Origin of the sequence: Streptomyces sp. NPDC058001, from assembly GCF_042886315.1 — a bacterium.
Taxonomy (GTDB): Bacteria; Actinomycetota; Actinomycetes; order Streptomycetales; family Streptomycetaceae; genus Streptomyces.
Map to the genome: position 1 here is coordinate 550,236 of NZ_JBHVQT010000002.1, position 13,998 is coordinate 564,233.

Sequence of the window (13,998 nt, forward strand, 5' to 3'; positions counted from 1 at the left end):
AGCAATGTGGCACTGCGTCACCGAGCTGTCACTAGTAGCGACCATGATTGACGAAATGGAGTGATTGGTCACTGGATGGCCGTTACCTCGAAGGCGTCCCGCATACTGGGACGGGTCCCCCGTGTCCGCCGTGGCTCGGTTAGGCTGCTGAGCATCATGCGTTTCGGGCTGCTTCTCCTTAGCTGCCGCGGCGAGGGCCTGTAGTCGTAGGCCGACCCCCTCCCCGCGGAGTGCGGTGTTGCGCTTAGACCGTCGGCCGTCCCCCGCGGACCCCAGAGGAGCCCACGCATCATGTCGAACCCCGCCGATTCCTCCATCGGCCGATCCACGCCCGTCACCACCGCCGCACACTTCCAGCGGCCCACGGCGATGCCGATCCACAAGTACGGCCGGTACGAGCAGGTCGACATCTCCGACCGCACCTGGCCGAACCAGCGCGTCACCCAGGCGCCCCGCTGGCTGTCGACCGACCTGCGCGACGGCAACCAGGCACTGATCGACCCGATGTCCCCGGCCCGCAAGCGCGAGATGTTCGACCTGCTGGTCCGCATGGGCTACAAGGAGATCGAGGTCGGCTTCCCGTCATCGGGCGCGACCGACTTCGACTTCGTACGGTCCATCATCGAGGACGGCGCGATCCCCGAGGACGTGACGATCTCCGTCCTGACCCAGGCCCGCGAAGAACTCATCGAGCGGACCGTCGCCTCGCTGAAGGGCGCCCACCGCGCCACGGTCCACCTGTACAACGCGACCGCCCCCGTCTGGCGCGAGGTCGTCTTCCGCGGCTCCCGCGAGCAGGTCAAGCAGATCGCCGTGGACGGTACGCGGCTGGTGATGGAGTACGCCGAGAAGCTGCTCGACGCCCGCACCACCTTCGGGTACCAGTACAGCCCCGAGATCTTCACGGACACCGAGCTGGACTTCGCCCTGGACGTCTGCGAAGGCGTCATGGACGTCTGGCAGCCCGAGGCGGGGCGCGAGATCATCCTCAACCTGCCCGCCACCGTGGAGCGTTCGACGCCGTCCACGCACGCGGACCGCTTCGAGTGGATGTCCCGCAACCTGTCGCGCCGCGAGTTCGTCTGCCTGTCCGTCCACCCCCACAACGACCGGGGCACCGCCGTCGCCGCCGCCGAACTCGCCCTGATGGCCGGGGCCGACCGCATCGAGGGCTGTCTGTTCGGGCAGGGCGAGCGGACCGGGAACGTCGACCTGGTCACCCTCGGCATGAACCTGTTCTCACAGGGCGTCGACCCGCAGATCGACTTCTCCGACATCGACGAGATCCGGCGCACCGCCGAGTACTGCAACCAGATGGAGGTCCACCCGCGCCACCCCTACGCGGGCGACCTGGTCTACACCGCCTTCTCCGGCTCCCACCAGGACGCCATCAAGAAGGGCTTCGAGTCGATGGAGACCCGCGCCGAGGCCGCCGGCAAGACCGTGGACGACATCGAGTGGGCCGTGCCGTACCTGCCCATCGACCCCAAGGACGTCGGCCGCTCCTACGAGGCCGTGATCCGCGTCAACTCGCAGTCCGGCAAGGGCGGTATCGCGTACGTCCTGAAGAACGACCACAAGCTGGACCTGCCGCGCCGGATGCAGATCGAGTTCTCGAAGCTGATCCAGGCCAAGACGGACGCCGAGGGCGGCGAGGTCACCCCGAAGGACATCTGGGGCGTCTTCCAGGACGAGTACCTGCCCAACCCCGGCAACCCGTGGGGCCGGATCCAGGTACGGGCCGGGCAGACCACCACCGACAAGGACGGCGTCGACACACTCACCGTCGAGGCGACGGTCGACGGCACGGACACCGTGCTCACCGGTTCCGGGAACGGCCCGATCTCCGCCTTCTTCGACGCGCTGCACTCCGTGGGAGTCGACGTACGGCTGCTGGACTACACGGAACACACGATGAGCGAAGGCGCGTCCGCACAGGCCGCGTCCTTCATCGAGTGCGCGATCGAGGGCAAGGTCCTCTGGGGCATCGGCATCGACGCCAACACGACGAGGGCGTCCCTGAAGGCGGTCGTCTCCGCCGTCAACCGAGCCGGGCGCACCGCTCACACGACCGGTAACTGACCCGCTGCCACGGAGGCGCCCCGGCCCGGACCGGCTGCGGATTCCGCCGGTCCTTCGCGGCCGGGGCGCGCCGCCGTCGTGGCGGGAAGGTGGTTTGCGGAGGGGAGCGGTGCGGGCCGGCCGGGGCTCCGTCGGAGCCGGGGGTGCCGACTCCCTGCCGTAGCCGAGCAGTTGCGGGGCGCCCCGCTCGTGGGCGATCGACCGGTACCGGCCGAATCCTGGCTCGCCCCGGACCACCCCGGACCATCCTCAGCCGGTGCGGGGCGATGCGCGGTCCTTCGGCTCGGAGGGCGACTCGGCGGACAAAAGGGGCACCGGGGGCGCATGCGGGGCACGCGCCGGGTGTACGCCGGGCACACGCGGGCGCGGGCCCGGCGCGCCGGCGGTTGCGTGGCAGGGCCATGATTTGGCCATGTCCCGGCGTACTGCTGTCCGAGGTGCTGACGGCGCATCGTCGCTGTGGTTAACATCACGTCAACGCGGCAGTGTTGCCGGGGTGCGTCACGGAGGTGCCAGGTGCGGGCAGACCGAGGACTATTCGGCCGAAAGCCGCTGGTCTGCGGCATGCACACCGCGTGGCACACGGTGAGCGACGGTGAGTTCTTCTGCTCCTCGTGCGGCGGTGACCGCAACTATCTCCGGCGTACGGGACGTCGTAGGTTCACCCTTCTCGGTGTTCCGCTGCTGTCCCGAGGTGACGTGGGTCCGGTCCTCGAATGCGCGGCCTGTCAGAGCCACTTCGGCACCGAGGCCCTCGACCACCCGACGACCGCCCGCTTCTCGGCGATGCTCAGGGACGCCGTGCACACGGTCGCGCTCGCCGTTCTGGTGGCCGGTGGTACGTCATCCCGCCCGGTCAGGGAGACCGCGGTGGCGACGGTACGGGCGGCCGGACTCGACAACTGCACGGAGGACCAGCTCATCGGTCTGATCGAGGCGCTGGTCGCGGACACCGGGCGGTTCGTCACCGAGACCGGGCCGTGCGGCGCGACCCTCGCGATCGAACTCCACGAGGCCCTTGAGCCGTTGGCCCCGCATCTGGCCCCGGCGGGCCGCGAGGCGATCCTGCTCCAGGGCGCGCGGATCGCCCTCGCCGACGGGCCCTACAGCCCCGCCGAGCGGGACGCGCTCACGACGGTCGGGGCGGCGCTGCAACTGTGCGCGGACGACACGGCGCGGCTTCTCGCGACGGCACGCACCCCGTTCTGACGGGCGCACCCCGTTCTGACGGGCGGCGGCGCCCGTGGTGCCCAGGGAGCCGATTCCGTACCGCGTCCGGGGTACTCCCCGGGGAGTAGTTCCGGCCCTCCGTCACCCCCGGCAGTAATGCCCAACTCGCCCTCACGCCCGAAGAAGAGACCCCCGGGCGACGGAAGTCTGGAGAGCGGCCGGTTCCGACCGGCCCACCAGACGTATCCGTTCGGGAGGGGAGGCCCTCGATGGGCCCCGGAAGTACCGGAAGTACGGGAAACACCGGAAGTACCGGAAGTACGCATGCGCGGCGCAGAGCCGTGCCCTGGGTGATGCTGGCCCTGTGGATCGCCGTCCTGGCGATCGCGGGTCCCTTCGCCACACAGCTCAGCGATGTCCAGCACAATCGCGCCATCGACTATCTCCCGGCGAGCGCGGACTCCACGCAGGCCGCGAAGATCCAGGACCGGTTGCCCGGCGGCGAGAGCACCGAACTCGTCCTCGTCTACCACCGCGACGGCGGTCTCACGGCCGCCGACCGCGCCACCGCGGACCGCCAACTCGCCGAGATCTCCGGCACGCAGCAGCTGACCGGCACCCCGGAAGGCGTCCCCTCCGGCGACGGCACCACGCTCATGTACCCGGTCGCCAGCACCGCGCCCGGACAGGACGAGACCAAGCGGGACACCTTCGTCGAGGCCGTCCGTGACATCGCCCACGACACCGGAGGGCTGAGCGTCGAGGTCGGCGGGCCCGGCGCGCTGGCCACCGACGCGGGCAAGGTCTACAACTCCCTGGACGGACCCCTGCTCTACACCACCGTCGCCGTCGTCGCGCTGCTGCTGATCCTGATCTACCGAAGCCCGTTCCTGTGGCTGGTCCCACTGGTCGTCGCCGGAGTCGCCGACTTCCTCGCGATGTCTGTCGCGTACGGCCTCAACCAGGTCTTCGACACCCCGGTCACCGGCCAGGGCCAAGGCGTGATGACCATCCTCGTCTTCGGCGCGGGCACCGACTACGCGCTGCTCCTCGTCTCCCGCTACCGCGAGGAACTCCGGCGCGTGGAACGGCCGTACGAGGCGATGCGGGCCGCCCTGCGCGGCTGCGGGCCCGCCGTGCTCGCCTCGTCCGGGACCGTCGCCGCCGGACTGCTCTGCCTGCTCGCCGCCGACCTCAACAGCAGCCGGGGGATGGGGCCGCTCGGCACGGTCGGTGTGCTGTGCGCGCTGGTCGCGATGATGACGCTGCTGCCCGCCGTCCTGGTGCTGCTCGGGCGCCGTGTGTTCTGGCCGCTGGTCCCCGCGTTCGGCAGTACGCCCAAGGCCCGCAGGTCGCTGTTCGCCGCGATGGGCGACTCCGCCGGGCGCCGGCCGCTGACCGTACTCGCGGGCGGCGCCGTCCTGCTCGGGGCGCTCGCGCTCGGCGCCTTCAACCTGCCCGGCGACCTGAAGCAGGAGGACTCCTTCACCAAGCGTCCCGAGTCCGTCACCGCGATGCGTACCCTCGCCGACGCCTACCCCGAACGCGGCACCCAGCCCGTCACCGTCCTCACCCCGACCGGCCGCGCGGCCGACACGCTCGGCACGATCGAGGGCACCCGGGGTGTCGAGGCCGCCGAGCGGGGCCGCAGCGGCGCCGGCTGGACGGAGATCTCCGTCATCGCCAAGGCTCCGCCCCAGTCGGCCGCCGAGACCGCCACCATCAAGGCCATCCGGTCCGCGCTCCCCGACTCCTACGTGGGCGGTCCGAGCGCCCAGGAGATCGACCTGGAACACACCAACGCGCGGGACCGGAACGTCGTCGTGCCGCTCGTCCTGGTCGCCGTCCTGCTCATCCTGATCGCCCTGCTGCGCAGCCTGGTCGCGCCGCTCCTGCTGATCACGGCGGTCGTCGCGGTCTGGGGCGCGTCCCTCGGCATCGCGGGCCTCGTCTTCGGGCCGGTGTTCGGCTTCGGCGGTACGGATCCGGGGCTCGGGCTGCTGTCGTTCGTGTTCCTGGTGGCGCTCGGCGTGGACTACGGGATCTTCCTGATGCACCGGATGCGCGAGGAGTCCCTCGCGGGCGCCGAACCCGCCGCCGCCGCGCTCACCGCCCTGCGCACCACGGGCGGCGTCATCGCCTCGGCGGGACTCGTCCTCGCCGCGACCTTCGCCGTCCTTACCAACATGCCCCTGGTCCAACTCGTCGAACTGGGCTTCGTCATCGCGATCGGCGTACTCCTGGACACGTTCCTGGTCCGCACGTATCTGGTGACCAGCGCGAGTGTGGCGCTGGGCCGCAAGGTGTGGTGGCCGGGGCCCTTGTCGAAGCGGCCCGCGACGACCGCGCCCACCGTGCGTGAACGGCCGTACAGCAGGATGAGGGGGTGACTCCCGCTCCCGTCGTGGCCAGGCGATCCGCCCGCTGGTACGACCCGGTCCACCACAACGGCACCCTGGTCGCCCTGGTCACCCTCGTCGGCACGGCGTTCGCCGTGCTCGGCGAGGAGGCCCGTCGTCCGGACGCGCTCGGCTGGACCCTCCTCCTGGCGGCCCACACCCCGCTCCTGTGGCGCCACCGCGCCCCCGTGACGGCCCTGTTGATCACGGTCGCCTGTGTCGTCCCGTACCACGCGCTCGACAACAACCACATGGCCCCGACCCCGGCCTCGTACGTCGCCCTCTACACCGTCGCCGTCACCGGCCGCCCGCGCCGCACCCTGCTGACGGGCATCCTCGTCGTCGGGGTCTCCACGAGCGTGATGCTGATGGTGGACACGCATCGGGCGGTCGACCTGCTGCGGATCTCCGGCTGGGTCGTCTCGGTCCTCGTGCTCGGCGCGTATGTACGGGTGCACCGGCAGCATGTCGCGTCCGTCGTCGAGCGGGCCGAACGGGCCGAGCGGACCCGGGAGGAGGAGGCGCGGCGGCGCGTCGCCGAGGAGCGGCTGCGGATCGCCCGGGACCTGCACGATCTGCTCGCGCACACCATCACGCTGATCGGGGTGCAGACATCGGTGGCCGCGCACGTCCTGTCCGCGTCGCCGGGACGCCTTGACCGGGAGGCCGTCGCGGGGGCGTTGGACGACATCGCCGAGACCTGCCGTACGGCGCGCGGGGAACTGAGGACCACCCTCCAAGTCCTGCGCGCGGACGGCCTGGAGGAGCCGCGCGGCCCGCTGCCGGGGCTCGACGGACTGCCGGATCTGGTGGAGGCGGCCCGTACGGCGGGCGCGGAGGTCACCCTGTCCGTACGGGCGCACGGCACCCCGCCGGCGGTCGGCGCCACCGCCTACCGGATCGTGCAGGAAGCCCTCACCAACGCGGTACGGCACGCGGGCCCCGGTGTCGGTGTCGGCATCGGGATACGGTCCGAGGGGCATGCCCTGCGGGTCAGCGTGACGGACGACGGACCGGGCCCTGGGCCCCAACTCTCGGGCGACGCACCTGGGTTCGGGCTCACCGGTATGCGTGAGCGGGCCCGTAGCGTGGGGGGTTCGCTGGAGGCGGGGCCAGGCCCTGACGGGGGGTTCAGGGTGACGGCGGAACTGCCGCTGACGGCACACGGCACGGAGCAGGGAGGTGGGGCGCTATGACGATCCGGGTGCTGCTCGCCGACGACCAGACGCTGGTACGGGCCGCGTTCGCGATGCTGGTGGACTCGGCGTGCGACATGGAGGTGGTCGGGCAGGCGGGCACGGGCCGGGAGGCGGTGGAACTGGCCCGTTCGGCACGCGCCGACCTGATCGTGATGGATGTCCGGATGCCCGACCTCGACGGTATCGAGGCGACCCGGCTGATCGCGGCCGACGAGGATCTGGCGGGTGTACGGGTCCTGGTTCTGACCACCTACGACACCGACGAGCACATCGTGGAGGCGTTGCGGGCGGGCGCGTCCGGGTTCCTGGTGAAGGACACGCGCCCCGCCGAACTCCTGGACGCCATCCGGCTGGTGGCAGCGGGCGACGCGCTGCTGTCACCGGGCCCGACGGCCCGCCTGATCGCCCGCGCCCTGCGCGCCCCGGACCCGCGACCGCTGCTGCCGGGAGCGGGTCCCGACGGCCTGTCGGACCGCGAACGCCAGGTCCTGACCCTGGTCGCCCGGGGTCTCACCAACACGGAGATAGCGGCGACCCTGGGCCTGAGCCCCCTGACGGCCAAGACCCACGTGAGCCGCATCATGGGTAAACTGGTGGCCCGGGACCGGGCCCAACTGGTCATCGTCGCCTATGAGTCAGGGTTGGTGACCCCGGGCACCGTCTGATCTTCCGAGGCGCCGTCCGACCTCCCGAGTCTCCCGAGGAGCGGGTTTCCCATCTGCCGCTCCGCGCACAGGTATTGCCCTGCCCCCTCAGGCGCACTACCTTCACTGAACCGGACATCCCACGTCCGACGACCCATGTCTGCTGCTTCGAGAGGAGCATCGTGATCCGCACGCGTCCTGTCTTCGTTTCGCTGGTCGCCTCCGGGCTCGCCCTGTTCGCGCTGGGGGGTATGGCGTCCTCCGCCCCGACCGGGGGTCCGCCCGCCGCCTCCGGCTCCCGGTGCACGTCATCGGTGCCGTTCACCTCCGGGCAGGGCGGGTACGCCAGTTACCGCATCCCCGCCGTCGTCAGGACCGGAGCCGGGACCTTGGTGGCGTTCGCCGAGGGCCGGGTCGGCGGGGCGGGCGACACCGGCAACATCGACGTCGTCCGCAGACGCTCCACGGACGGCGGCTGCACCTGGGGCCCGCTCGGCGTCGTGGTCGACGCGGGCCAGGACACCCAGGGCAACCCGGCGCCCGTGGTCGACCCGCGCACCGGCCGGATCGTGCTGCTCACCACGTACAACAGCGGTGCCGTGACCGAGGCGCAGATCATGCGCGGTCAGGTCACACCCGAACAGGCCCGCCGCGTGTTCGTGCAGACCAGCCGCGACGACGGCCGCAGTTTCTCCGCCGCGCGGGAGATCACCGCGACGGCCAAACTCCCCGACTGGCGCTGGTACGCGACCGGACCCGGGCACGCCGTCGCGCTCACCCACGGCCCGCACAAGGGACGCCTCGTGGTCCCCGCCAACCACTCCACGGCGCCACCCGCCGGCTCCTCCGACACCGGTCAGGAGGCCAAGTACTACGGCGCGCACGCCCTCTACAGCGACAACGGCGGCGCCACCTGGCGCCTCGGCTTCATCGAGGCCGCCTACGAGGGCGTGACCAACGCCAACGAGTCCACCGCCGCCCAACTCCCCGACGGTCGCCTCTACTTCAGCTCCCGTGACCAGAACGGCAGCAGTCCGGGCAACCGGCTCGACTCCTACTCCAGCGACGGCGCCCGCACCCTCGACCGCCCCTACCAGGTGCAGCACACCCTCGACGAGGTCCCCGTGGTCCAGGGCAGCGTCCTCCAACTCGAAGGCCGCCGGGCCCCGTTGCTGTTCTCCGGCCCCTCCGTCCCCACCGCCCGCCGGGCCATGGCGATCTGGAGCAGCACCGACTCCGGGACGACCTTCGCCAAGGCGACGACCCTGTCCCAGCAGCCCGCCGCCTACTCCGACCTCGTCCAGCCCGACCGCAAGACCGTGGGCATCCTGTACGAGACGGGCGTCACCGGTACGTACGAGTCCATCGAGTTCCGCCGTATCCCGCTCACCGACCTGACCCGCCCGTAACCCAGGGGGGCCTACAACAGCCCGGCCGCCGCCAAGTACTTGCCGACCCGCTCCACTTCATCGGGGGAGAGCGGGATCTGCGGAAAGGCGGTGGCCGGGCAGTCGATGACACCCCGCAGATACAGCGCCGCCTTGAAGGCACCGAGCGCCGACGAGTTGCCGCCCATCCGCGCCGGATCTCCCACCCCAACCATCCCGAACAGGGCGCACAGCCGCTCCTGTTCACCCCGCGCCCGCTCCCCGTCACCGGCGGCGCAGGCCGCGTACAGTCGCGCGTACCCGTGCGGATCGACGTTCCCCAGGCCCGGTACGACACCGTGGGCGCCCATCGCGAGCGCCGAGTCGACGGTCTGCTCGGAACCGGTGAGGACGCTGAAGGAACCGAGGGCGGTCCGCGCGCGGACCCCCAGGATCACCTTGCGGAAACCGCCCTCGTCACCGCTGGAGTCCTTCAGCCCCGCCAGCACCCCCGCACCGGCCAGCTCCAGGACCAGATCCGCGCCCAGCTTGGAGTGCACCGACACCGGCAGGTCGTACGCGAACACCGGCACCCCCGCCCGCTCCGCGATCAGCCCGAAGTGCCGGGCGATCTCCGCCGGATGGGTGCGGGTGTAGAAGGGCGCGGTGGCGACGACGCCGTCCGCGCCCGCACCGACGACCGCCGCGACATGGTCGAGGACGCGGGGCGTCGCCGTGTCGATGACCCCGGCGAGCACCGGCACCTGCCCGCCGACATGTCCCAGGACGGTGTCCACGACGGTTCTGCGATGCCGGTCGGGCAGATACGCCACCTCGGACGACGACCCCAGCACGAACAGCCCGTCGACCCCACCCGCGAGCAGATGGTCGACAAGCCGCACCAGCGAACCGGTGTCCACCTCGCCGTCCGGTGTCAGAGGAGTACAGACAGGAGGAACGACACCGTGCAGCGGGGCAGGCAAGGTCATGAACTCTCCGTAAGGGTGGGCGGTGGGCAGGAGGCGACAGCCAGAGACAGGGGCGGGTGGGTGGGAAGAATCTTGGGCCTCCGCACCATCACGTCGCACCCTGAACCCGGTCACGAACTGTTCGCACAAGGTCCCGATTCGTCTGGTCGTCCGCCACCGGATGATGGCACCGGAACCGCCGGTCCACCCCCGTCGACACGAACTCCGGCATCTCGGCCGCGCAGCGCTCGTCGGCCTTCCAGCACCGCGTACGGAACGGACACCCGCTCGGCGGACGCGTCGCCGACGGCACCGGACCCACCAGCGGGATCGGATCGATCGGATCGAGCAGTCCGGGTGTCGCCGAGAACAGCGCCCGGGTGTACGGGTGCCGCGCCCGGTCGGTGATCTCGCCGGCCGGTGACTCCTCCACGATCCGCCCCAGGTACATCGTGATGACCCGGTCACTCATCCGCCGCACGGTCTGGATGTCGTGCGAGACGAACACCAGTGCGAGGCCGAGCCGTTCCTTGAGGTCGAGCAGCAGATTGAGGATCTGGGCGCGCACCGATACGTCGAGCGCGCTCGTCGGCTCGTCCGCGATCACCAGATCGGGGTCGAGGGCGAGCGCCCGCGCGATGGCGACCCGCTGCCGCTGCCCGCCGGAGAGCTGTCCGGGCAGCCCGTCCGCGAGCACCTTCGGCAGCCCGACCAGACCCATCAACTCCCGTACCCGCTCCTCACGTTCGGCGGGCGTACCGCGCCGGTGCACATCGAGGGGGTCCCGCAGGATCTGCCGGATGCTGAGCCGCCGGTTCAGCGCGGTCGACGGGTCCTGGAAGATCATGCCGGTACCGGCGCCGATCGCGGTGCGCCGCTCGGCGGGCCGCATCGTCCACAGGTCGCGGCCCCGGAAGGACACGGTGCCCGCCGTCGGCTGCTGCACCCCGACCAGGACCTTGGCGAGCGTCGACTTGCCGCAGCCCGACTCACCGACGACGCCCACCGTCTCCCCGGCCCTGATGTCGAGGTCGGCGCCGGTCAGCGCGTACACCCGGTCCCGCCCGAACAGACCGCCGGACCGCGCCTTGTGGACGACGTGCGCGTCGGCGAGGGAGACCAGCGGCTCGGCGGACGACGGCGCCTTGACGGAGGATGCCGGTGAACTCCCGTTCTCTGAAAGGCTGTTCACGTCACGGCCTCGCTTCCCCTCGGGGCGGGCACCCGGACGGCGACCGCCGGATGGTGGCAGGCGGCGGAGTGCCGCCGGCCGTCCCCGTCGAGCGCGGGCGCCGTACTCCGGCACACCTCACTCGCCATCGGGCACCGGTCCGCGAACCGGCACCCCGCGGGGAAGTCGGCGGGCGACGGGACGACACCCCGGATCTGCGTCATCCGCTCGGCCGCCGACTCCAGGGACAGCACGGAACCGAGCAGCCCGCGCGTGTAGTGGTGCGCGGGCGCCTCGACCAGGTCCGCGGTGACCCCGGTCTCCACGATCTGCCCGCCGTACATCACGACCACCCGGTCGGTGACATCGGCGACGAGCGCGAGATCGTGCGAGACGAGGATCAGCGCGAACCCCAACTCCTCACGCAGCCGCAGCAACAGCTCGATGATCTGGGCCTGTACGGTCACGTCGAGCGCGGTCGTCGGTTCGTCGGCGACGATCAGCTTCGGGGAGCGGGACAGCGCCATCGCGATGAGGACGCGCTGCCGCTGCCCGCCGGACAGCTCGTGCGGATAGCTCCGCAGGGTCCGTTCGGAATCGAGCCCGACCAGACCGAGCAGTTCCTCCGGACTGCGCCGGCCCCCGCGCCGTACCACCTGCTTGAGCTGGGCGCGGATGGTCATCGCCGGGTTCAGCGAGGACAGGGCGTCCTGGTAGATCATCGCCATGTCATGGCCCAGGAGCCGGCGCCGGGCCCGCATCGGCAGCCCGACGAGCTGTTGCCCGTCGAAGGTGACCGTGCCCCGGACCCGCGCGCCCTTGGGCTCCAGACCCATCACGGTCAGCGCGGTCAGTGACTTGCCGCAGCCCGACTCGCCGACCAGGCCCAGGACTTCACCGGGCCGTACGTCGAAGCTGATGCCGTCCACGATGTCGACGCCGCCGTGCCGCCCGTCGAACCCGATCGCGAGATCCTCGACGGCGAGCACCGGCGGCCCCTGCGGCAGCGGACGGGCCCGCTCCCGCAATCGGGCCGCCGCCCGGTTCAGCCCCGGCAGCTCGTCGACGGTCCCGGCACCCGGCGCGGCGGCCTCCAAACGGTCCTGCGTACGGGCCTTGTCGGTCGGTACGTCACGGGCGGCGGGCGCGGCCCAGGCGTCGGAGACCCCCTCGGAGAGGATGTTCAGTGCCAGGACGGTGATCAGCATCAGCAGCCCGGGGAAGACGGTCGCCCACCAACCCCCGGTCAGGACCATGTTCTTGCCGTCCGCGATGACACTGCCCCACGACGGGTCGGGGGGCCGCACACCGGCGCCGATGAACGACAGCGACGCCTCGAACACGATCGCCTCGGCGACCTGGACCGTGCAGAACACCAGCACGGGAGCGGCACAGTTGACGGCGACGTGCTTGATGACGATGTGCGGGGTACGGGCGCCGATGACGCGTTCGGCGGTGACGTAGTCCTCGCCGTACTGGTCCATCACATTGGCCCGTACGACGCGGGCCACCGGTGGGGTGAACAGGAACGCGATGGCGCAGATCAGAACGGTGATCCCGCCGCCGAACACGGCCACGAGGACGGCGGCGAGCGCGATCCCGGGGAACGCCATCACCACGTCGAGGCAGCGCATCAGGGTCTCGTCCACGGCCTTGCGCGAGGTCGCGGCGATCGCGCCCAGCACCGCGCCCACGACGAGCGCGAGCCCGGTCGCGCCGAGCCCGATCGCGAGCGACCACCGCGCCCCGTACATCAGCCGGCTCAGGATGTCGCGGCCGAGACTGTCCTGGCCCATCCAGTGTTCGGCGGACGGACGCCCGGAACCGTCGACCAACGTGGCCTGGTCGAAGGGGTCGTGCGGTGCGAGCAGCGGCGCGAACACCGCCATCAGGACGACGATCGCGAGGAACACGACGGCGACGCGGGTGGGCACCGGCAGCCGGCGCAGACCGCGCAGCCGCACCCCGGGCCGGGCCAGCCGATCGGTGAGCTGCTTACGGGACAGCATCAGGCGGCTCATCCGGCGGCCCCCCTCAGACGTGGATTGACCAGCAGATACAGGATGTCGATGACGAGGTTGACGACGACGAACCCGACGGCCGTGGTGAGGACGACGCCCTGCACGACCGCCGGGTCACCGTTCTTCACGGCCTCGATCATCAGCTTGCCCATGCCGGGCAGCGAGAAGATCGTCTCGATCACGACGGCTCCGCCGAGCAGATAGCCGACGCGCAGCCCGAGCACGGTCAGCGGGTTGACGAGGGCGTTGCGCAGGACGTTGCGCCCGACCACGACGACCGGTGGCAGACCGCTGCCGATCGCGGTGCGGACGTAGTCCTTGTCCAACTCCTCCACGACGGCGGTCCGTACGATCCGGGTGAGCTGCGCGGCGACCGGCAGCGACAGCGCGAACGCGGGCAGCGTCATCGTCTTGAGCCAGCCGCTCAGCGAGTCCCCGGGGTTGATGTACCCGCCGGTCGGGAACCAGCCCCGGTCCACGGCCAGGTACTGGATCATCAGCAGCGCCAGCCAGAACCCGGGCGCCGCGACCCCGGTGAGCGACACCACCCGGATGAGCTGGTCGGGCAGCCGGTCCCGATAGATCGCGGCGGTGACCCCGAGAACCAGCGCGAGCACCACGGCGATACCCAGGCCGAGGAAGGTGAGTTGCAGCGTGAGCGGCAGCGCGGTCGTGACCTGCTCCGTCACGGGCGCCCGGGTCAGCACGCTGATGCCCAGGTCACCTTGGACCAGGTCCCCGACGAAGTGGGCGTACCGGACGGGCAGCGGATCGAGCAGCCCGTTCTCCTCGCGGAACTGGTGCAGTTGCTCGGGGGTCGGATTGGCGCCCTGGAAGAACGCGGACGCCGGATCGCTGTCCGAGAACCGCATCACGAGGAAGACGAACAGCACGATCCCGAGCATCAGCGGCACGAGCAGCGCGATGCGGCGGATCAGGATACGGAGAATCGATCCCATGTATGTCCCTGGCTCTGG

General features: G+C 71.1%; 10 protein-coding genes. 6 read left to right on the forward strand and 4 right to left on the reverse strand.

The window, feature by feature from the left end:
• Window positions 1–291 precede the first annotated feature (291 nt).
• The 6 genes from leuA to ACFVT5_RS05895 all read left to right on the forward strand — a co-directional run bounded on the left by leuA (window position 292) and on the right by ACFVT5_RS05895 (window position 8,903).
• Window positions 292–2,082, forward strand: a complete 1,791-nt coding sequence (gene leuA / locus ACFVT5_RS05870; protein ID WP_389881804.1) for a 2-isopropylmalate synthase — start codon at window positions 292–294, stop codon at window positions 2,080–2,082.
• Window positions 2,083–2,646: 564 nt separating this feature from the next.
• The gene (locus ACFVT5_RS05875) at window positions 2,647–3,291 is read left to right on the forward strand and encodes a TerB family tellurite resistance protein (RefSeq protein WP_389882103.1); all 645 of its coding nucleotides are present in this window, start codon (window positions 2,647–2,649) and stop codon (window positions 3,289–3,291) included.
• A gap of 230 nt (window positions 3,292–3,521) precedes the next feature.
• Window positions 3,522–5,642, forward strand: coding sequence for an MMPL family transporter (locus ACFVT5_RS05880; RefSeq protein WP_389881806.1), 2,121 nt, complete (start codon window positions 3,522–3,524; stop codon window positions 5,640–5,642).
• 14 nt (window positions 5,643–5,656) lie between these two features.
• Complete coding sequence (locus ACFVT5_RS05885; RefSeq protein WP_389881808.1) at window positions 5,657–6,847, forward strand: sensor histidine kinase; 1,191 nt, start codon at window positions 5,657–5,659, stop codon at window positions 6,845–6,847.
• Entirely contained in the window at window positions 6,844–7,515 is a 672-nt protein-coding gene (locus ACFVT5_RS05890) for a response regulator (protein ID WP_389881810.1), read from the forward strand. Before ACFVT5_RS05885 ends, ACFVT5_RS05890 begins: the two co-directional genes overlap by 4 nt.
• Window positions 7,516–7,745: 230 nt before the next feature.
• Entirely contained in the window at window positions 7,746–8,903 is a 1,158-nt protein-coding gene (locus tag ACFVT5_RS05895; RefSeq protein WP_389882105.1) for an exo-alpha-sialidase, read from the forward strand.
• Window positions 8,904–8,914: 11 nt separating this feature from the next.
• On the opposite strand, the gene ACFVT5_RS05900 is transcribed toward ACFVT5_RS05895, so the two are convergent.
• The 4 genes from ACFVT5_RS05900 to ACFVT5_RS05915 form a co-directional block, all read right to left on the reverse strand.
• Complete coding sequence (locus ACFVT5_RS05900) at window positions 8,915–9,850, reverse strand: dihydrodipicolinate synthase family protein (RefSeq protein WP_389881812.1); 936 nt, start codon at window positions 9,848–9,850, stop codon at window positions 8,915–8,917.
• Between the two features lie 88 nt (window positions 9,851–9,938).
• Window positions 9,939–10,952, reverse strand: coding sequence for an oligopeptide/dipeptide ABC transporter ATP-binding protein (locus ACFVT5_RS05905; RefSeq protein ID WP_389882107.1), 1,014 nt, complete (start codon window positions 10,950–10,952; stop codon window positions 9,939–9,941).
• Window positions 10,953–11,017: 65 nt separating this feature from the next.
• Complete coding sequence (locus tag ACFVT5_RS05910; RefSeq protein ID WP_389882108.1) at window positions 11,018–13,009, reverse strand: dipeptide/oligopeptide/nickel ABC transporter permease/ATP-binding protein; 1,992 nt, start codon at window positions 13,007–13,009, stop codon at window positions 11,018–11,020.
• Window positions 13,010–13,017: 8 nt separating this feature from the next.
• A complete protein-coding gene (locus ACFVT5_RS05915; RefSeq protein WP_389881813.1) occupies window positions 13,018–13,980 on the reverse strand; it encodes an ABC transporter permease in 963 nt (320 codons plus the stop codon).
• Window positions 13,981–13,998 lie beyond the last annotated feature (18 nt).